Here is a 20529-nt window from a genome sequence, read left to right on the forward strand (position 1 = left end):
GACTCAGCCCTCGAGTTGTGCGGCCAGCGCGGTCAGGACATCGGGGTCCTCGATGGTGGAGGGCACGGTGTACTCCTCGTGGTCGGCGATCTGTCGCATGGTCTTTCGGAGGATCTTGCCCGACCGTGTCTTCGGCAGCGCCGGCACCACCGTCACGTCGCGGAACGTCGCGACGGCCCCGATCTCGTCGCGCACCATGGCCACGAGTTCGGTGCGCAGAGTCTCGGCGTCGATGTCGACGCCGGACTTGAGCACCACGTACCCGCTGGGACGCTGGCCCTTCAGTTCGTCGTGGATGCCGATGACCGCGCACTCGGCCACCGCCGGGTGCGACGCCACCACCGCCTCGATACTGCCCGTCGAGAGCCGGTGTCCGGCAACGTTGATCACGTCGTCGGACCGGCCGAGAACGAACACGTAACCGTCGGCATCGACGTAGCCGGAGTCACCGGTCAGGTAGAAGCCGTCGAACGCCGACAGATACGACTTGCGGTACCGCTCCTCGTCGCGCCACAACCCGGCGAGGGTTCCGGGCGGCAGCGGCAGACCGATGACGATGTTGCCCTCCTCGCCCGGGTCCAGCGAATTGCCCTCGGCGTCGACGACGCCCACGCGGTAGCCGGGAACGGGGACCGTCGGCGAGCCCGCCTTGATCGGCATCGGCTCCAGCCCACGGAGATTCGCCGCGATCGCCCAACCGGTCTCGGTCTGCCACCAGTGGTCCACGACCGGGACACCGAGCACCTCCGAGGCCCACGTGAAAGTGTCCGGGTCGAGTCGCTCGCCCGCCGCGAACAACGTCTCGAGCGAGGACACGTCGTACCTGCTCAGTTCGGTGGCGTCCGGGTCCGCCTTGCGGATGGCGCGGATCGCGGTGGGTGCGGTGAACAACGCCTTCACCCCGTGTTCACCGATGACACGCCAGAACGCGCCCGCGTCCGGGGTACCGACCGGCTTTCCCTCGTACATCACCGATGTCGCTCCGACGAGGAGGGGCCCGTACACGATGTAGGAGTGTCCGACGACCCACCCCACATCCGAGGCGGTCCACCACACGTCGCCGGCAGAGATGTCGTAGATGTTCGCCATCGACCATGTCAGGGCCACCGCATGCCCGCCGTTGTCGCGGACGACGCCCTTGGGCTTCCCGGTGGTCCCCGAGGTGTAGAGGATGTACAGCGGGTCCGTGGCCTCGACCGGAACCGGCTCGACCGGATCGGCACCGGCGAGCACGTCGTCCCAGTCGAGCCAACCCTCGTGATCCGCTGCGACACCGCCGATCTCGGGACGGTCCTTGACGATGACGACGCGCGGGGGCGTCGCCGACAACTCGATGGCCTTGGCCACCATCGGCAGATACTCGACGACCCGGCCCGGTTCCAGACCGCCTGAGGCGGTGAGGACGGCGACGGGCTCGGCGTCGTCGATACGGGTCGCGAGCTCACGAGCGGCGAAACCGCCGAAGACCACCGAGTGCACCGCGCCGATCCGCGCGCACGCCAGCATCGCGACGGCCGCCTCGGGGATCATCGGCATGTAGATCACCACGCGATCGCCGTAACCGATCCCCTGCTCGGTGAGGACACCGGCGAATCGTGAGACCTCGTCGAGCAGTTCGGCGTAGGAGTACCGACGGACCTCGCCCACCATCGCCGAGTCCCAGATCAGCGCGGTCCGGTCGCCGTGTCCCGCCGACACATGGCGATCAAGGGCGTTGGCGCAGGTGTTCAGCGTCGCGTCCGGGAACCAGCGGTAGAGCGGGGCGGCCGAGTCGTCGAGTGCGGAGGTGGGTGGGGTGATCCATTCGACGCCGGTGGCGGCGTCGAGCCAGAACGCCTCCCGATCGTCGGCTGCTCGTGTGAACGCTTCGATGTACCGGCCCATGGCCATCCCTTCGCCGTCGTCGGTGAGGGCACCGGTGTCGTCGGTGCCGCATCGCCCTTCGAGGGTATCGGTGTGACCGTCACCACGAAAATGAGATGCCCGGTCTCGGTCAGCGGCTGCGAGCGTCGGCCACCGCAGTCGTGACCCGATCGAGGAAGGTGCGGATGGCGGCAAGTTCATCGTCGGAGAATCCGTCGGCCACGGCGATGACCTGCTCGATGAGCGGTCCGAAGAACGACCACCCCATCTGCTGAGCCGCGTCGGTGACGTGCAGCGCCACCTTCCGACGGTCGGTGCCGTCCCGCGAGCGCGAAACCAGGCCCTTCGTCTCCAGGCGATCTATCAGGGCCGTCGTCGATGCGCTGTTGAGGCCGAGATGACCGGCCAGCCAACCCGGCGACGCGACGTCGCCTGACCGCTGCCGGTCCAACAGCGCGACGAGGGCTCGGAGATCGGTGGCGTGCAATTCGTTTCGGGCGGCGAAAGCGGAGCCGAACACATCGAGCTCCAAGGTCAACGATCGCAACCGGTGCACGAGGTCGTCGTTGTTCACACGGTTACTGTACTCGTCACCACTCGACAGTCTAGTATCTCGATGATCGAGTAATTTGCCGGAGGGAGTCCGATGTTCGCCAAGGTCCGCCCGACGATCGACACCTTTGCCGCCACGCCCGACGGCGCCACGTTCTTCGCCCACTACGACGCCCTCGTGCAGAGGTCGTCCGCCACACCACTCGACATCGGCAGTCGGTTCGGCACCACGCGAGTCAACAGTTTCGGACCGGCCGGGACCAGACCGGTGATTTTGCTGCCAGGCGGCGGGGCGACCTCGATGGCCTGGGTGAACGTCGCCGGCTCCCTCGCACGAACACGCCGGGTACACGCAGTCGACCTCATCAACGACGTCGGCCGTTCCCACGTGACCCGGCCCCCGGACACCGCAGGCGACCTACTCGACTGGCTGTCGTCCGTCCTCGACGGGCTCGGCGCCGCACGCGTCGACCTCGCCGGCCACTCCTACGGTGCCATGGTCGCGCTGGCCTACGCGGTCGGTCCCGGCAAGGACCGGGTGGACCGGCTCGCGCTCGTCGACCCCACCTCGTCCTTCACCGGCCTGCGCACGACCTATCTCCTGCGGGCTCTGCCAGTCTTGTTGTCTCCCAACCCCGGGCGGCTCCGGCGTTTCCTCCGATGGGAGACCGGTGGGGCCGCGTTGAACCCCGACTGGCGTGACATGTACTGCGCCGGAGCCCGGTTCCCCACCGCGCCGACCGTGGTTCCGAAACGGCCCACCGATGAAGCACTCTCGGCACTGGGAGACGGCGGGTCGGTGACCGTGATAGTCGCCCCCGACAGCCGGGCGCACGATCCGAGGGTCGTCTCACGGCGTGTACGGGCATTGTTGCCCTCGGCGCGGGTGACGATGCTGCACAGCGGCAGTCATCACACTGTTCCCCTCGAACCCGCGGACGAGATCGCTGATGCACTCGTCGGCGCTTTCGACGACACCTCGGCGTAGCTCGCCGCCCTCAGTAGAGGTAGGGACGGAAGCTGTCCTCGGTGAACCGTTCGTTGCCCGCTTCGGGCATCACGCGCCGGGTGATCTCCGCGACCGACGGCAGCGCGTCGGGTCGCCATGAGTCCGGCTTCCACAGGTCTGACCGGAGAAACGCCTTGGGACAGTGATAGAACACCTCGTCGACGGTGATCTCCACCGCGAGGATCGGCCGCTTACCGCTGACCGTGAGGTCGTCGAAGTAGTCGGCGTCGTCGACGATGCGGGCGCGGCCGTTGATCCGCAGCGTGTCCCCGCGACCGGGTACGACGAAGATGGTGCCCGCATTGGGGTTTCGGAGTATGTTCACGTAGCCGTCGACACGACGGTTGCCCGGCCGCTCGGGTATCGCGATGTGCCGGTCGTCGATGACGTGGACGACCTTGCCGGCCGGGTCGCCCTTGAGCGACACGTCGATCCGTCCGAGTTCGTCGGCGGTCGCCAGGAACACCATCGGCGACTCCGCGAGCCATTCCCGGTCGACGTCGGCGAGTGAGTTCCGCGCCTTGTCGCGGATGAGCTCCATCGGATGGCCGACGATCTCCCGCAGCCTCGACTCGTCGGTGATGTGCATCTGCACATCGTGTCACGCGGTCGTCGCTACGCGGGTCGCGGTGCGGGCGCCGGCCAGGGGAAGGTCCAACTGGTGTCGCGGACTTCGTCGACCCGCGCCGCCCGTCGGCGCAGATGGACCGACCCGTCGGTGACGATCAGGGTGACGTCGGCGTCGAGGCGTCCGGCGAGACGTCGGGCGGTCCAGCCCGGTCGTGTCCCACCGGTTCCGAGGACGACGGCGCCGGCTCCCACCCGTCGGGCTGCCCGGTGCAGGACCGACGTCGGGTCGCCGACCTCGCTCATGGTCGACACCGTCCGTGCACCGTGCCACCTCGCGAGTTCGGCGGCGGTCCGCAGGGTCTCGTCGACTCCCGCCTGACCGGAGAGCAGATAGGACTCGTCCTTGAGGGCGTCGTGCAGCGTGGTGCTCGCTTCTTTCCGACGACGCCGCGTGGCGCAGATCAGGATCAGGTCGCCGGAATCGCCGAGCAGTCGAACGGCGACCTTCACCGCACGCAGTGAGGCGTCACTCCCGTCGACTCCGACGACGACCGGACGGCCGAACCCCGCGTGGCTCGGCACCGGTACGCCGCGCACCGCATCGGTCGGCGCGGTCAGGGCGGGATCTGTCGGCCCTGGTCGGGTCTCGAGGCGCTCCCAGCGCCGGGGTCGTGTCCGCAGCGTGCTCATGATGTCCTCCTCGGTCGGCGATTTCGCTGCTCACAACGTTATGGAGGCCATCGTCCCGAGTCGCCATCCCGCGGGTTGACCGGTTCTCCACCCCAGGGTGGACAGCGGAATCCACCGTGAGGCGGACGTTCGGCAGTTCTGCGGAACTATCCTGGAACGGTGACGGTCTTCACAGCGGAGATGGGCGCGGGGCTGCGCCGGCGGATCGAACGGGCGGGCGGCGACTACCCGCCGCTGTACCCCGCGGTGATCCTGTCGTCGAGCGTCGTGGTCACCCTGGTGTCGACGGCACAACGTTTCCCGTTCGATCAGATCGGGTGGGTGATCGCGGCTCTGGTCCTCGCCGTGCTCTCGCTGGTGCTCGACCTGACCCTGCCGCCGACCGCGTACCCGTGCTCTGCGGTGATCACCAGTACGGTCTGCTTCCTCATGGTCCCGACGCCCACCGACGCCGCCCCACTCCAACTCGTCCTGGTGGCGGCGATCGCCGCCGCGATGTATCCCCTTCCCGGCGGACTGATCGTGACGGCGGCCTGCCTCGCCGTCATCGTGTGGTTCGGCGCCGTCGGCGGTCTCGAGTCACCGGCCATCTACGCGCTCGGCGTCGCGTGCGGTTGGCTGATCGGCTACATGATGCTGATCCAGAAGCGTCTGGCCGACAACCGGGCCCGGGTGCTCGCCGAGCGTGCCGACCGCGCCGCGAGCGACGAACGACAGCGGATCGCCCGCGAGATCCACGATGTCATCGCGCATTCCCTGTCGATCACCATGCTCAACGTCACCGGCGCCCGTCGCGTGCTCGAACAGGATCGTGACATCGAGGAGGCACTGGAGGCACTCTCCGACGCCGAACGCCAAGGCCGACAGGCGATGACCGAGATCCGCACCATCGTCCACGTACTGGGGACGACCGAGCCGACGGGAACGACGGCCCCGTCACCGGGCGCCGGAGACCTCGTCCGGCTCGTCGAGGACTACCGCAAGGCCGGCGTCGACATCGACTTCAGCCTCGTCGGCGACCTCACCGAGCTGCCACGTCCGGTCGGTGCGGCGCTGTATCGGATCACCCAGGAGTCCCTGGCCAACGTCGTCAAACACTCGGTGGCCAAGCAGGCCTCGGTCTCGGTGTCGGTGGCCGATGCAGTGGCTCTCACGGTCGAGAACCCGGCGACCGAGGATCGGCCTCGAGAATGCGACGGCACCGGTATCGAGGGAATGACCCAGCGCGCGGCACTGCTCGGCGGCACGCTCCACACATCACATCGCGCAGGCTCCTGGTCGGTACACGCGACGCTGCCGTCGCGACCGATCACCGCGGGGGCGCCCGTATGACGACGACCGCACCCACCGATCCCGCGACCGACCCGATCCGGGTTCTCCTCGTCGACGACCAGGAGCTCATCCGTACGGGCCTGCGTCGCATCCTGCGCCTGCGCGACGGCTTCGACATCGTGGGTGAGTGCGCGGACGGCTCCGGAGTCCTCGCGGGGATCGCCGAAAACCGGCCCGACATCGTCCTGATGGATCTGCGGATGCGCGACGTCGACGGCATCACCGCCACCACGATGGTGCGCACCCTGCGGGTGCCGCCGCCGGTGCTGATCCTGACGACCTTCGACGACGACGCCCTGTTGTCCCGTGCCCTGCGCGCCGGAGCTGCCGGATTCGTCCTCAAGGATTCGCCGGCCGAGGCGCTGATCTGGGCGGTCCGCGCGGTGGTTCGCGACGGCGCGTTCCTCGATCCGGCGGTGACCGAACGCGTTCTCCACGGCTTCCGACGGTCGGGTCGCGAGCAGGTGAGCACCGTACCCGGGCTCACCGATCGCGAGACCGATGTCCTCCGCCTAATCGCGCGGGGCCGCACGAACGCGGAAATCGGTGCGGCGCTCGGCATCTCGCAGGTGACCGTGAAGAGCCACATCAATCACATCTTCACGAAGCTCGACCTCCGCGACCGGGCGGCGGCGATCGTGTACGCCTTCGACCGTGGGCTCGTGGTCGCCGAGTACGACTGAGCCCGTGTAGATCAGTCGTGCACGGTGGTGATCTCGGGGGCGAGCACCTCGACGTCGACCCCGTCGACGAACCGGTACGGGCCCGCCACGAGCAGACCACCGAAGTGCTTGCGCAGCCGGGACATCTCGGCCCGCACTGTGACCGTCCGGTCGTCGACGCCGAACAGGTGCATCGACATCTGGGCCGCGGTGACGCCGCCGGGCCGTCGCGCCAGGAGGGTGAGGATCTCGCCGTGCCGGGGCGAACAGCGATGGGTCCAGGCACCGCTCGCGCCTTCGACAGTGACCTCGACATTTCGGAGACCCGACGCGTCCGGCGGTACCCGCACGATCACCCGTGTGGTGGATGCGTCCGGGGTCTCCGCGACGCGCACCAACCATCCGCCGGGCAACGCCTCGACGTCGCACTCCCCCAGCGCATTCACGAAGATCCGGCCGGGGCCGAGCCGCGGTGGCAGGATCAGTCGCGATCGCGGAGACACGGTGTCCACGGCGGCGACCCACCCGTCGGTGTCGACCGCCAACGCCGGGCCGGGCATGCGGGCGAGGATCGGCGCGGCCACCGCCCGCAACGAATCGAGTCGTCGGTGGTGGCTCTCGCGTAGTTGTGATTCGGCCAGCCGGGCGACCGCATGCACCAGCGCCAAGGTGGTCGGATGGATGGTGGCGGCCGGACCACTCACATCGACCACCCCCAACATCTCACCGGTCCGCGGGTCCTTGATCGGTGCACCGGTACAGGTCCACGAATGATGACTGCGCACGAAGTGCTCGGCCGAGAACACCTGCACCGAACGACCGGACATCAGTGCCGTACCGATCGCGTTGGTCCCCACCGAGCCCTCGGCCCAGTCGGCACCCTCGACGAATCCGAGAGTGTCCGCGCGCGTGAGCACCTTCGACGACCCGCTCCGCCACAGCACGTGCCCGTCGGCATCCGAGACGACCAGGATGTTGTCACCGTCGGCGATCAGCGAGTCGAGGCCACGTGCCAACTCGTCCACGACCTCCGCCAGGCCGGAGCGTCGGCGGCGTTCTTCGAGCTCCTCGAGCTGAAGCGTCCGTTCCCCGGCGCAGTCCACGTCCGGGTCGAGACCGGCACGTCGGAGTCGCTGCCACGAGTCGTCGATGACGCTGCGCGGACGCGCCGGCATGCGCCCGCCCGACATCGCCGCGTCGTGAACCGCGCTGAGAACGGACGCGAACTCGCGCGGATCGTCGCCGGCGTGCACCGCGGGCTCCAGCTCGGAGGCCGACTCGTAAGCGTTCATCTCTTCGATTGTGCGTCACGTCACAGACGACGACAACGTACCCCGCCCCTCGCAACCCCCTGCAACCCTTGCCGCCACCCGGCGCCGGGGCGTCTGCTGTCCACAACCCGCTGTGTTCCACATCACGTTCGCGGGGCACATCTCGAGGAGGCATCATGACTCAGACATTGGAACCGCTGGTCCATCTCGACCGCACCCCGCAGGAGCGGATGGACGCCTGGCTGCGTGAGTTCGAATCCGCACTCGCCGCAGACGACATCGCCCGCGCGACGAACGCGTTTCTGACCGACAGCTACTGGCGCGACCTGACAGCATTCACCTGGAACATCAAGACGGTGGAGGGCCACGAGCAGATCGCCGACATGCTGACCGCGCGTCTCGCGGACACCCGCCCGTCGAACTTCACCACCACTGAACCGGCCACCGACGACGGGGACGGCGTCGTCTCGGCGTTCATCGCGTTCGAGACCGCCGTCGGACGGTGTGAGGGACACCTGCGCATCCGTCGCGACGACGACGGCACCGACGGTGGCGGGCGCGACGCCGGGGAGGACAAGGCCTGGACGCTGCTGACGACGATGCAGGAACTCAAGGGACACGAGGAGTCGGCCGGCCCGAATCGACCGCTCGGGGCGGTGCACGGTTCCGACCCCGACACCCGTTCCTGGGCGGAGAAGAAGGCCGACGAGGAACTGTCGCTCGGACGGTCGGCGCAACCGTACGTGCTGGTGATCGGCGGCGGGCAGGGCGGTATCGCGCTCGGCGCACGACTCCGCCAGCTCGGCGTGCCGTCGGTCGTCGTCGATCGCCATGACCGTCCCGGGGACCAGTGGCGCAAACGCTACAAGTCGCTGTGCCTGCACGACCCGGTTTGGTACGACCATCTCCCGTACCTGCCGTTCCCCGACAACTGGCCGGTCTTCGCACCCAAGGACAAGATCGGCGACTGGCTCGAGTTCTACACCAAGGTCATGGAGGTTCCGTACTGGAGTAAGACGACGTGTCTGTCCGCCGAGTACGACGAGGCCGAGTCACGGTGGGCGGTTGAGGTCGACCGGGACGGTGAGCGCCTCACGCTCCATCCGACGCAGCTGGTCCTCGCGACCGGGATGTCCGGCAAACCTGCCGTCCCTTCGGTCCCCGGGCAGGATGTGTTCGCCGGCGAGCAACACCACTCGAGCGCACATCCCGGACCGGACGGCTACCTCGGCAAGAAGGTCGTCGTCATCGGCTCCAACAACTCCGCGCACGACATCTGCAAGGCGCTGGTGGACAACGGCGTCGACGCCACGATGGTGCAGCGCTCCTCGACCCACATCGTGAAATCCGACTCGCTGCGGTCCATCGCCCTCGGTTCCCTGTACAGCGAGGAGGCGGTCGCCTCCGGGATGACGACCAAGAAGGCCGATCTCACCTTCGCCTCATTGCCCTACCGGATCATGCACCAGTTCCAGATACCCGTGTATGACCAGATCCGCCAACAGGACAAGGAATTCTACGAACGACTCGAGGCGGCCGGCTTCGAGCTCGACTTCGGCGACGACGACTCCGGACTCTTCATGAAGTACCTACGCCGCGGGTCCGGCTACTACATCGACGTGGGCGCGAGCGAACTCATCGCCGACGGAACGATCAAGCTGGTCCACGGTCAACTGGACCACCTCACCGAGAATTCGGTGGTGCTCGCCGACGGGACCGAGATCGACGCCGACGTGGTCGTCTACGCCACGGGGTACGGATCGATGAACGGCTGGGCCGCCGACCTCATGGGACAGGAGGTCGCCGACCGTGTCGGAAAGGTGTGGGGACTCGGTTCCGAGACGACCAAGGACCCGGGCCCCTGGGAGGGCGAACAGCGGAACATGTGGAAGCCCACCCAGCAACCGGGCCTGTGGTTCCACGGCGGAAATCTGCACCAGTCGCGCCACTATTCGCTGTATCTCGCCCTACAGCTGAAGGCGCGATATGAAGGAATCCCCACGCCCGTATACGGCTTGGCGGACGTCCACCACCTGAGCTGATCACCAATGAGAAAGGCCCCGCAACCACGAGGGTTGCGGGGCCTTTCTGAAATTGTGTTCGGCGGTGTCCTACTCTCCCACACTGATTAGGGTGCAGTACCATTGGCGCTGGAGGGCTTAGCTTCCGGGTTCGGAATGGGGCCGGGCGTTTCCCCTCCGCTATAGCCGCCGTAACTTTATGAAACAACTGTCACACAACAGTGTTTATTTGTTTGTTGTGTGTTGTTTCAGAAGTACATAGTGGATGCGAACACACCAAAACCGTGTTTGGTGATGTTGTGGGTGTTGTTGGTAAGTCCTCGGCCGATTAGTACCAGTCACCTGAACACATTGCTGTGCGTACAGTTCTGGCCTATCAACCCCATGGTCTGTGGGGGGCCTTAACCCCGCGAAGGGGGTGAGAAACCTCATCTTGGAACAGGCTTCCCGCTTAGATGCTTTCAGCGGTTATCCCTTCCGAACGTAGCTAACCAGCAGTGCCCCTGGCGGGACAACTGGCACACCAGAGGTTCGTCCGTCCCGGTCCTCTCGTACTAGGGACAGGTTTCCTCAAGTTTCTTACGCGCGCGGCGGATAGAGACCGAACTGTCTCACGACGTTCTAAACCCAGCTCGCGTGCCGCTTTAATGGGCGAACAGCCCAACCCTTGGGACCTACTCCAGCCCCAGGATGCGACGAGCCGACATCGAGGTGCCAAACCATCCCGTCGATATGGACTCTTGGGGAAGATCAGCCTGTTATCCCCGGGGTACCTTTTATCCGTTGAGCGACACCGCTTCCACTTGCCGGTGCCGGATCACTAGTCCCGACTTTCGTCCCTGCTCGACATGTACGTCTCACAGTCAAGCTCCCTTGTGCACTTACACTCAACACCTGATTGCCAACCAGGCTGAGGGAACCTTTGGGCGCCTCCGTTACCTTTTAGGAGGCAACCGCCCCAGTTAAACTACCCACCAGGCACTGTCCCTGAACCCGATCAGGGTCCGAGGTTAGAAGTCCAATACGATCAGAGTGGTATTTCAACAACGACTCCATGAACACTGGCGTGCCCACTTCACAGTCTCCCACCTATCCTACACAAACCGAACCGAACACCAATACCAAGCTATAGTGAAGGTCCCGGGGTCTTTTCGTCCTGCCGCGCGTAACGAGCATCTTTACTCGTACTGCAATTTCGCCGAGTCTGTGGTTGAGACAGCAGAGAAGTCGTTACGCCATTCGTGCAGGTCGGAACTTACCCGACAAGGAATTTCGCTACCTTAGGATGGTTATAGTTACCACCGCCGTTTACTGGGGCTTAAATTCTCAGCTTCACCACCGAAGTGATTAACCGGTCCTCTTAACCTTCCAGCACCGGGCAGGCGTCAGTCCGTATACATCGTCTTACGACTTCGCACGGACCTGTGTTTTTAGTAAACAGTCGCTTCTCTCTGGTCTCTGCGACCCACACCAGCTCCCGAAGTACATTCGTTCACCAGGATGGGTCCCCCTTCTCCCGAAGTTACGGGGGCATTTTGCCGAGTTCCTTAACCACAGTTCTCTCGATCGCCTTAGTATTCTCTACCTGACCACCTGTGTTGGTTTGGGGTACGGGCCGTGTACCAACTCACTAGAGGCTTTTCTCGGCAGCATAGGATCATGGAATTCGCCACAACGGCTACGCATCACCTCTCAGGCTATGTGAGTGACGGATTTGCCTATCACTCGCCCTACAGGCTTACACCAGTACAACCACTGACTGGCCCCACTACCTTCCTGCGTCACCCCATCGCTTGCCTACTACCAGCCAAGGTCCCATGCATCACCCCACTCGGCACCCGAAGGTGCTCCCGGGGGATCAGGATGGTTAGTACAACTGATTCAGCATGGGCGCGGATACACGGGTACGGGAATATCAACCCGTTGTCCATCGACTACGCCTGTCGGCCTCGCCTTAGGTCCCGACTCACCCTGGGCGGATTAGCCTGGCCCAGGAACCCTTGGTCATTCGGCGGCAGAGTTTCTCACTCTGCTTTCGCTACTCATGCCTGCATTCTCACTCCCACACCCTCCACACCTGGATCACTCCGGCGCTTCCACGGATGCAGGACGCTCCCCTACCCACCCACACACCTGGCCGACCCTCCATAGAAGATCGACGGGCTAACGTGTGAGTGCCGCGGCTTCGGCGGTGTACTTGAGCCCCGCTACATTGTCGGCGCAGGATCACTTGACCAGTGAGCTATTACGCACTCTTTCAAGGGTGGCTGCTTCTAAGCCAACCTCCTGGTTGTCTTCGCGACCCCACATCCTTTTCCACTTAGTACACGCTTAGGGGCCTTAGCCGGCGATCTGGGCTGTTTCCCTCTCGACTACGAACCTTATCGCCCGCAGTCTCACTGCCACACTCTCACTTACCGGCATTCGGAGTTTGGCTGACGTCAGTAACCCTGTGGGGCCCATCGGCCATCCAGTAGCTCTACCTCCAGTAAGAAACATGTGACGCTGCACCTAAATGCATTTCGGGGAGAACCAGCTATCACGGAGTTTGATTGGCCTTTCACCCCTACCCACAACTCATCCCCTCCATTTTCAACTGAAGTGGGTTCGGGCCTCCACGACGTCTTACCGACGCTTCACCCTGGCCATGGGTAGATCACTCCGCTTCGGGTCTAGACCCGGCGACTCTCTCGCCCTATTCAGACTCGCTTTCGCTACGGCTACCCCACACGGGTTAACCTCGCCACCGAGCACTAACTCGCAGGCTCATTCTTCAAAAGGCACGCCATCACCCGCCCCGAAGGCACAGGCTTTGACGGATTGTAAGCGTCCGGTTTCAGGTACTATTTCACTCCCCTCCCGGGGTACTTTTCACCTTTCCCTCACGGTACTAGTCCGCTATCGGTCACCAGGAAGTATTCAGGCTTACCGGGTGGTCCCGGCAGATTCACAGCAGATTCCACGAGCCCGCTGCTACTTGGGGACACCGTCACGCAAGACCATGTGTTTTCAGCTACCGGACTCTCACCGACTACGGCAGACCATTCCAGGCCACTTCACCTAACACACGATTTTCTCACTCACGCTTCCACAGGCAGATGGAAGAAGACGAACCCCACAACCCCACACACACAACCCCTACCCGGTATCACATGCGCATGGTTTAGCCTCCTCCGCTTTCGCTCGCCACTACTCACGGAATCACAATTGTTTTCTCTTCCTATGGGTACTGAGATGTTTCACTTCCCCACGTTCCCCCCACACAGCCTATACATTCAGCTGGTGGTAACACGACATCACTCGTGCTGGGTTTCCCCATTCGGACACCCTCGGATCACAGCTCGTTTGACAACTCCCCGAGGACTATCGCGGCCTACCACGTCCTTCATCGGCTCCTGGTACCAAGGCATCCACCGAACGCCCTTACACACTTACAACAACACCTACAAACAACCCCCCACCCACAACCAGCACAAGGCCAGCCATGAACGAGGATCGAATGTAGACACCACACAACACTACAATTTCTGCTAAATCACAGACCAGCACTCCAACAACAGTCGAAGCATTGGTTTGAAATAAAGATGCTCGCATCCACTATGCACTTCTCAAACAACACACACCCACCACCGTGCACGCGCTCCCGCGACCATCACAGTCACGATCACCACCCGCACCCCAGTCATGAGCTAGGTCAGAGACAACACGCGTGTGTTCTCTCAGAACCCCGATAGCGTGACAATGAACCCGCCAGCCCTCACGGACCCGCGGTGACCCCCGATCCCTCTACCGGTGTAGAAGAAGTGAGCCTGTCTGATGTTTCACCCTCGAACACACACCCACCGCACAGACATACGCCGGCAGAAATGGGTGATGTTGTGTGCTCCTTAGAAAGGAGGTGATCCAGCCGCACCTTCCGGTACGGCTACCTTGTTACGACTTCGTCCCAATCGCCGATCCCACCTTCGACAGCTCCCTCCCACAAGGGGTTAGGCCACCGGCTTCGGGTGTTACCGACTTTCATGACGTGACGGGCGGTGTGTACAAGGCCCGGGAACGTATTCACCGCAGCGTTGCTGATCTGCGATTACTAGCGACTCCGACTTCATGGGGTCGAGTTGCAGACCCCAATCCGAACTGAGACTGGCTTTAAGGGATTCGCTCCACCTCACGGTATCGCAGCCCTCTGTACCAGCCATTGTAGCATGTGTGAAGCCCTGGACATAAGGGGCATGATGACTTGACGTCATCCCCACCTTCCTCCGAGTTGACCCCGGCAGTCTCCTGCAAGTCCCCGGCATAACCCGCTGGCAATACAGGACAAGGGTTGCGCTCGTTGCGGGACTTAACCCAACATCTCACGACACGAGCTGACGACAGCCATGCACCACCTGTACACCAACCACAAGGGAACGACCATCTCTAGCCGCGTCTGGTGTATGTCAAACCCAGGTAAGGTTCTTCGCGTTGCATCGAATTAATCCACATGCTCCGCCGCTTGTGCGGGCCCCCGTCAATTCCTTTGAGTTTTAGCCTTGCGGCCGTACTCCCCAGGCGGGGTACTTAATGCGTTAGCTACGGCACGGATCCCGTGAAAAGGAACCCACACCTAGTACCCACCGTTTACGGCGTGGACTACCAGGGTATCTAATCCTGTTCGCTACCCACGCTTTCGCTCCTCAGCGTCAGTTACTACCCAGAGACCCGCCTTCGCCACCGGTGTTCCTCCTGATATCTGCGCATTTCACCGCTACACCAGGAATTCCAGTCTCCCCTGTAGTACTCAAGTCTGCCCGTATCGCCTGCACGCCTGCAATTGAGTTGCAGAATTTCACAGACGACGCGACAAACCGCCTACGAGCTCTTTACGCCCAGTAATTCCGGACAACGCTCGCACCCTACGTATTACCGCGGCTGCTGGCACGTAGTTGGCCGGTGCTTCTTCTCCAGGTACCGTCACTCACGCTTCGTCCCTGGTGAAAGAGGTTTACAACCCGAAGGCCGTCATCCCTCACGCGGCGTCGCTGCATCAGGCTTGCGCCCATTGTGCAATATTCCCCACTGCTGCCTCCCGTAGGAGTCTGGGCCGTGTCTCAGTCCCAGTGTGGCCGATCACCCTCTCAGGTCGGCTACCCGTCGTCGCCTTGGTAGGCCATTACCCCACCAACAAGCTGATAGGCCGCGGGCCCATCCCACACCGCAAAAGCTTTCCACCAACCACCATGCGACAGTTGGTCATATCCGGTATTAGACCCAGTTTCCCAGGCTTATCCCAGAGTGCAGGGCAGATCACCCACGTGTTACTCACCCGTTCGCCACTCGAGTACCCAGCAAGCTGGGCCTTTCCGTTCGACTTGCATGTGTTAAGCACGCCGCCAGCGTTCGTCCTGAGCCAGGATCAAACTCTCCATGAAAAAACAGTGAAACAAAACCAACCCCACAAGGGCCAGCGTTTCAACACAATCAGGAAAGCACAACCTGACCAAAATAAACCTAGCACAATGTGACACCCAGGACGGGACCCGGACGCCACACAAAAAAACAAACATCTACATCCACAAAAGATGCACGATGCCACATTGGCATCAGACAATTCATCATCACACTATCGAGTTCTCAAAGAACACACACCCACCAGCTACCCACCCCAAATCAGGGCTCTCACCAGCAGACTTCGCATTCAACCTTGCCAGCCACCCCGTCTCCGGGGCAACTCTTCCAGCCTACCAGACCCATCCCGCAACCCGCAACCCCGAAGAATTCCGAACCCAGGAGAATCCAGCAACCCCAAACGCTCCACCCAAGCCACAACGACTCAAGCCAAAACATTCAGGGGCGGCCAGCCAAGAAACCCGGTCTCCACTCCCCACCATCAGACCCTTCCAGGCCCTTCCGGGGCGGCGCCGTGGCTCGCTGACTCGACATAAGTTACGCACCGCCGTACCCGTCGTCAAATCGCCTGGTCAGAGTGGGTGCGACGCTCGATGCGACGACCTGGGAGTGCAGATTTCGCAGACTGTTCGGTCGGCAAGCCGGCCGCGACGGTGCCACGGGGACCGACCAGAGCGGATGATCCGCCCGCCGATGCGGCCGCATCCGGGCCTGCCCGGTTGGGTTCCCGAATCGTCGGGCTTGTCCCGCCTCAGACAGGACCGCACATAGCAAGAACCCCCGCCCGGGCGTCCCGGGCGGGGGTTCTTGGTGTTGGTAGCGGGGACAGGATTTGAACCTGCGACCTCTGGGTTATGAGCCCAGCGAGCTACCGAGCTGCTCCACCCCGCGTTGGTGAACACAACGTTACACACCGGTTTGTCAGCGACGCAAATCGATACTCCAACCCCATCCGACCTGGGAAAACGTCAGTGACGGCGGTCACTCGCACCTCGATAACCCCAGGTGACGTGACGACCCGAACGGCCCGCCCGTCGCCGCTGTGCAATGTGATGCCAGTCACATCAGGCGTACACTCGGCTCACGAGACGCCCCGCCGAGGAGGAACCATGAACACCCACCGCTTCCACCACGAAAGCCACGGGAACCATCCGATGAGTTTCGTCGGGTTCGTCTTGGCACTGACCGGATTCGCCATGGCCGCGCTCTGGCTGGTCCACATGGCGGTAGGGAATGTCGGCCCCGCGATCATCTGCGGCCTGCTGATGATCGCGGCTTTCACCACGGCGGTGTCGATCTTCTTCTCGCTGGGCCACCGGCACCACCACAGCCCGGTGCTCCCCGACAACACCCCCAACGAAACCGAGCGCTACCTGCGGAAATACCGCGGATAGCGGTATGACTCGCAGATAGCGCCCGGCGTGGGTCGTCGTTCGACTAGTTGGGAGCCGCCAGCGACTCGTAGCGGGCAACCGCCTGACTCAGCTGGTCGAGTGCCTCGCCGTACGCTGCGAAGTCGCCACTCTGCTGAGCCTGGCGTAGCGCCGTGATCGCGTCACTGATGGCGTTTGCCGCGTCGTCCCGCTCGGGCGAATCACCCTGCTGCGGAGGTTGATTCGGCGTCGGCGTGGCCGGTGCCGGCGTTCCGGCCTGGTCCGGCGCGGGCGGTGCCTGCTGATCTCCGGGGACCACTCCGGCAGCCGGCGTGATGCCGACCTGCCGCAGAGCCTCGCGGGTCGTGGGTGCATAACCGATCCCGGATACCCGGTCTGCCGATTCGAACCTCGTGATCACACGGAACAGACGGGGGAAGGCCTCTTCGCCCTGGGCCTGTGCGTACAACGGGACGACGTACAGGATGCCGTTGTCGCCCACCGGAAGCGTGAGGAGATTACCGAAGGTCACCGTCGCCGTGTTCTCGAGCGACTTCAGTGATTCCGCCACCGTTCGGTCGGTGCGCATCGGGTTGAACGCCTGCTGCGGACCGGACCGTTGGGAGTTGCTGGGCAACTGCTTGACCGTCATCTGACCGTAGTTCTCGGGATTCGACGACACGGTCACATAGGCGCCCAGGATCGGTCGGTTGAGTCGCGTCAGCACCGAGGTCAGCTGGAACGTCGGCTCACCGCTCTCCGGATCCGAGGCCACGAAGTAGTACGGGGGCTGGTCCAGTCCGCGCTGCTCGGCGTCCGGGTCCGTCGGATCGGAGGGCACCGACCAGAAGTCGCTCGCCTGGAAGAACGTCTGGGGCGAATCGACGTGGTAGCGGGTCAGCAGCGACCGCTGGATCTTGAAGATGTCCTCGGGGTAGCGGACGTGATCCCGCAGGGAGGTCTGCGCGTCGAAGTCGGCGCGGGACTTGACCGTGTCGGGGAAGACCTCCATCCACGTCTTCAGCACCGGGTCATCGGTGTCGAACTGATACAGCTCGACCTCGCCGGTGTAGGCATCGACGGTCGCCTTCACCGAGTTGCGCACGTAGGACACGGTCTTGTTGATCTGCGTCCGACCGGTCTGCCCCGGGTTGAGGTCCTGGGCGTCGGCGGTCGCGCTCTGCAACGACGTGGGCTGCGAGTAAGGGTAGTCGTCGAGGGTGGTGTAACCGTCGACGATCCACTTGATCGAGCCGTCCTCCATCACCGCGGGGTACGTCTTCGAATCGACCGTCAGCCACGGTGCAACCTGCTCGACGCGGTCCCGTGGGTCGCGGTTGTAGATGATCTTCGACGCCGAGTTGATCTCGCCCGAGAGCAGGAAGTTCCGCTCGGCGTACTTGCCGGCATAGAGGGCGCGGGCGAACCAATTGCCGAGCGAGACTCCCGCCGGCCCCTGGTAGGTGTACTTGTCGTCCCCGATGTCGTGCTCACGAGCCTGCCCGTCGTCGGAACCGACGATCGCGTAATCCGGGTCGATCTTCGCGAGCAGTTCGCCGAAGTAGATGCGCGGCTGTGACACCTTGATCGGGGCGTCCCGCTTGTACTCCTCGGTCTGGTAGTTCGAGGTGTCGCTGACGTAGTAGAACGGATCGCCGCCACCGTCGACGTTGTTGACGTCCGTCGACTCCTTCACCCGGTTGGCCGGGGCGGCGACGAACCCGTCTCCGTGGGTGTACACCAGGTGCTTGTTCAGCCAGTTCTGCTGGTTTTCGAGATAGCGACTCGGATCGAGCTCGCGCACCGACACCACGAAATCACGGAGCTCGCCGTCGATGCGATAGCGGTCGACCGCCAGCTGCGTCGGGAATCCGTAGAAGTTCTGCCGCTGCTGCTGCTGGATGAACGTCGGGGACACCACATTCGGGTCCAGGATCCGGACGTTCGACAGCGTCGGTTCATCGCTGTTCACCAGCGCCGGGTTTGCCGGCCCGGCGGTCCAGCCCGGCTGGGTGATGACCTTGTCCGGCCCGATGCCGTACGCCTCGCGGGTCGAGGTGATCGCGCGTTCTATGTACTCGGCTTCCTTCTGCGCGGCATTCGGCTTGACCGAGAACTGCTCCATCGTCAGCGGCCAGCCGACCCCGATGAGCAACGCGGAGAACAACATCAAGACGGTGGCCAGTGCCGGCACCCGCAGGTCGCGGAGCACGATCCCGGCGAAGAACGCCACCGCACAGATGATCGCGATCGCCATCAGGATGAGCTTCGACGGCAGCACCGCGTTGATGTCCGTGTAACTCGCCCCCGGGAAGATCTCGGCCTTCCGCTGACTGGACAGCAGAGTGTACCGGTCGAGCCAATAAGCGGCCGCTTTCAGCAGCAGGAAGGTGCCCGCCAGCACCGCGAGCTGAATGCGTGCCGCGGTCGTGACCGAACCACCGCCTTGCCCCAGGCGGATACCTCCGAACAGGTAGTGCGTGACCAGGTTCGCCAGGAACGCCACCACGACCACGACGAACAGCAGGTTGAGCACGAAGCGGAAGAACGGCAGGTCGAAGGCATAGAACCCGATGTCGAGATTGAACTGAGGGTCTGTCCGACCGAACGACTGACCATGCAGGAACATCTGGACGGTCGCCCAGGACCCTTGCGCGACCAGGCCGGCCAGGGCGCCGATGATCACCGCCGGGACGATGGCGAACCAGCGGACCTTGCCCATGATGGCCGTGCGGTACCGGGCGAGCGGATCGTTCGGGCCCGCGGTCGGTACGAACACCGGGCGACTGCGGTACGCCAGGGAGACCGCCCCGAAGATGATGAGTCCGACGACGATCGTCGTGATCAGGAAGAGGATCACGCGCGTCCAGATCACCTTGGTGAAGACGCTCGAATACCCGACGTCGGAGAACCAGAGCCAGTCGGTCGCGAGACCGATCAGGCGTGGCCCGACGAGCAACAGCACCAGGACGGCCACGCCGAGCCCGATGATGATCTTGCTCCTGCGTGACAGTGTCGGCATTCCCGCCGGCCCTCGGACGCCCACCAGACCCACTCTCCAAAGCTCTCAATCCGGACACCACCCGCGCACACGTGCCTGCTGGGCGTGGTGCCCACTGTACTGGCACCACCCGGGTGACCAACTCACTCGGGGCGCCCGCTCAACGATCGCCACACCTCAGCGGTTCCCTGGCGGCGTCGCAGACTCGCGGTCGCACCGCGATCCGGGGCAGGATGAGCACGTGCCCGACCTCCCGACGACCCCACGCGCCTTCTCCACCGACGATCTCGGCAGCGCGTTGAACGAGATCATGGAACACCTCGACTCCCGTGGCTGGGGTCAGTCACCGTCCGTGTTCGCGCTGGCGCCGACCGCCCTCCTCCACGCACAGCTTCCCGAGGTGATCGCCGACGACGGTTCGGTGTTCACCCCGGTGGAGGAAGACGTCGACGACCTCGACGAGTTCCTCGCCTCGGCGGTCTGGCCAGAGGAGGTCGCCGGGGCGGCGGTGAGTATGGAGATCGTCATCGCCGATCCCGAAGACGACGACGACCGGACGCCCCGCTTCGAGGTCACCGACACCGGCGATCACCATCCGGGCGAGGAGGTTGCGCGGCTGGTGGTCGGGGTGCTGCGCACCGGCGCCGATCTCGCGCTGATGCGTCTTCGACCCGAACCCGACGGGGAACCCGAACTGCTGACCCACCCGCAACTGGCACTCGAACTGCGGGCCGCGCTGCGCGACACCTTCGCTCCCGATCTACCGGAGTCGTCCGACCGGGGCTGACGCGGCA

Annotated in this window: 12 protein-coding genes, 1 tRNA gene and 3 rRNA genes; 6 read left to right on the forward strand and 10 right to left on the reverse strand. The window is 63.9% G+C overall.

All coding sequences use genetic code 11. The features are described from left to right. Positions 1 to 3 precede the first annotated feature (3 nt). Both MVF96_RS17235 and MVF96_RS17240 read right to left on the reverse strand, forming a co-directional pair. Positions 4 to 1884 (reverse strand): propionyl-CoA synthetase, encoded by a 1881-nt coding sequence (locus tag MVF96_RS17235; protein WP_247449832.1) that lies wholly within the window; start codon positions 1882 to 1884, stop codon positions 4 to 6. Positions 1885 to 1993: 109 nt separating this feature from the next. Continuing rightward, the gene (locus tag MVF96_RS17240; protein WP_065631567.1) at positions 1994 to 2437 is read right to left on the reverse strand and encodes a MarR family winged helix-turn-helix transcriptional regulator; all 444 of its coding nucleotides are present in this window, start codon (positions 2435 to 2437) and stop codon (positions 1994 to 1996) included. Between the two features lie 72 nt (positions 2438 to 2509). Between MVF96_RS17240 and MVF96_RS17245 the strand changes: the two genes are divergently transcribed. Further along, positions 2510 to 3403 (forward strand): alpha/beta fold hydrolase, encoded by an 894-nt coding sequence (locus tag MVF96_RS17245; protein WP_137810743.1) that lies wholly within the window; start codon positions 2510 to 2512, stop codon positions 3401 to 3403. A 10-nt stretch (positions 3404 to 3413) separates the two neighbouring features. Here the strand turns inward: MVF96_RS17245 and MVF96_RS17250 are convergent, their stop codons facing one another. Continuing rightward, positions 3414 to 4013 (reverse strand): MSMEG_1061 family FMN-dependent PPOX-type flavoprotein, encoded by a 600-nt coding sequence (locus MVF96_RS17250; protein WP_247449833.1) that lies wholly within the window; start codon positions 4011 to 4013, stop codon positions 3414 to 3416. Between the two features lie 26 nt (positions 4014 to 4039). Then, positions 4040 to 4684 carry a universal stress protein gene (locus tag MVF96_RS17255; protein ID WP_247449834.1) on the reverse strand — a complete coding sequence of 215 codons (645 nt, stop codon included), beginning with the start codon at positions 4682 to 4684 and terminating at the stop codon, positions 4040 to 4042. Between the two features lie 159 nt (positions 4685 to 4843). On the opposite strand from MVF96_RS17255, the gene MVF96_RS17260 reads away from it, so the two are divergent. Together MVF96_RS17260 and MVF96_RS17265 are read left to right on the forward strand one after the other, a co-directional pair. Further along, complete coding sequence (locus tag MVF96_RS17260; protein WP_065631570.1) at positions 4844 to 6016, forward strand: sensor histidine kinase; 1173 nt, start codon at positions 4844 to 4846, stop codon at positions 6014 to 6016. Beyond that, on the forward strand, positions 6013 to 6699 hold the full coding sequence (locus MVF96_RS17265) for a response regulator (RefSeq protein ID WP_065631571.1): 687 nt from the start codon (positions 6013 to 6015) through the stop codon (positions 6697 to 6699). The genes MVF96_RS17260 and MVF96_RS17265 overlap by 4 nt, the downstream gene beginning before the upstream one ends. An 11-nt stretch (positions 6700 to 6710) precedes the next feature. Here MVF96_RS17265 and MVF96_RS17270 read toward each other — a convergent pair whose 3' ends face one another. Beyond that, a complete protein-coding gene (locus MVF96_RS17270; protein WP_247449835.1) occupies positions 6711 to 7970 on the reverse strand; it encodes a helix-turn-helix domain-containing protein in 1260 nt (419 codons plus the stop codon). Between the two features lie 155 nt (positions 7971 to 8125). On the opposite strand from MVF96_RS17270, the gene MVF96_RS17275 reads away from it, so the two are divergent. After that, the gene (locus MVF96_RS17275) at positions 8126 to 9991 is read left to right on the forward strand and encodes a flavin-containing monooxygenase (protein ID WP_247449836.1); all 1866 of its coding nucleotides are present in this window, start codon (positions 8126 to 8128) and stop codon (positions 9989 to 9991) included. A 56-nt stretch (positions 9992 to 10047) separates the two neighbouring features. Here MVF96_RS17275 and rrf read toward each other — a convergent pair. The 4 genes from rrf to MVF96_RS17295 all read right to left on the reverse strand — a co-directional run bounded on the left by rrf (position 10048) and on the right by MVF96_RS17295 (position 16252). Then, a 5S ribosomal RNA gene (gene rrf, locus MVF96_RS17280) occupies positions 10048 to 10164 on the reverse strand. A gap of 114 nt (positions 10165 to 10278) precedes the next feature. After that, a 23S ribosomal RNA gene (locus tag MVF96_RS17285) occupies positions 10279 to 13407 on the reverse strand. Positions 13408 to 13861: 454 nt separating this feature from the next. Then, positions 13862 to 15384 (reverse strand): 16S ribosomal RNA (locus MVF96_RS17290). The 16S, 23S and 5S rRNA genes sit together here, the layout of an rRNA operon. Before the next feature lie 791 nt (positions 15385 to 16175). Then, positions 16176 to 16252 (reverse strand) — tRNA-Met (locus tag MVF96_RS17295). Between the two features lie 218 nt (positions 16253 to 16470). On the opposite strand from MVF96_RS17295, the gene MVF96_RS17300 reads away from it, so the two are divergent. Then, on the forward strand, positions 16471 to 16755 hold the full coding sequence (locus MVF96_RS17300; protein ID WP_247449838.1) for a hypothetical protein: 285 nt from the start codon (positions 16471 to 16473) through the stop codon (positions 16753 to 16755). A gap of 43 nt (positions 16756 to 16798) precedes the next feature. Here the strand turns inward: MVF96_RS17300 and MVF96_RS17305 are convergent, their stop codons facing one another. After that, positions 16799 to 19756 carry a UPF0182 family protein gene (locus MVF96_RS17305; protein ID WP_247449840.1) on the reverse strand — a complete coding sequence of 986 codons (2958 nt, stop codon included), beginning with the start codon at positions 19754 to 19756 and terminating at the stop codon, positions 16799 to 16801. 220 nt (positions 19757 to 19976) lie between these two features. Here MVF96_RS17305 and MVF96_RS17310 point away from each other — a divergent pair, with 220 nt between their 5' ends. Next, positions 19977 to 20522 (forward strand): PPA1309 family protein, encoded by a 546-nt coding sequence (locus MVF96_RS17310; protein WP_065631883.1) that lies wholly within the window; start codon positions 19977 to 19979, stop codon positions 20520 to 20522. Positions 20523 to 20529 lie beyond the last annotated feature (7 nt).

This window comes from Gordonia hongkongensis, assembly GCF_023078355.1.
Taxonomy (GTDB): Bacteria; Actinomycetota; Actinomycetes; order Mycobacteriales; family Mycobacteriaceae; genus Gordonia; species Gordonia hongkongensis.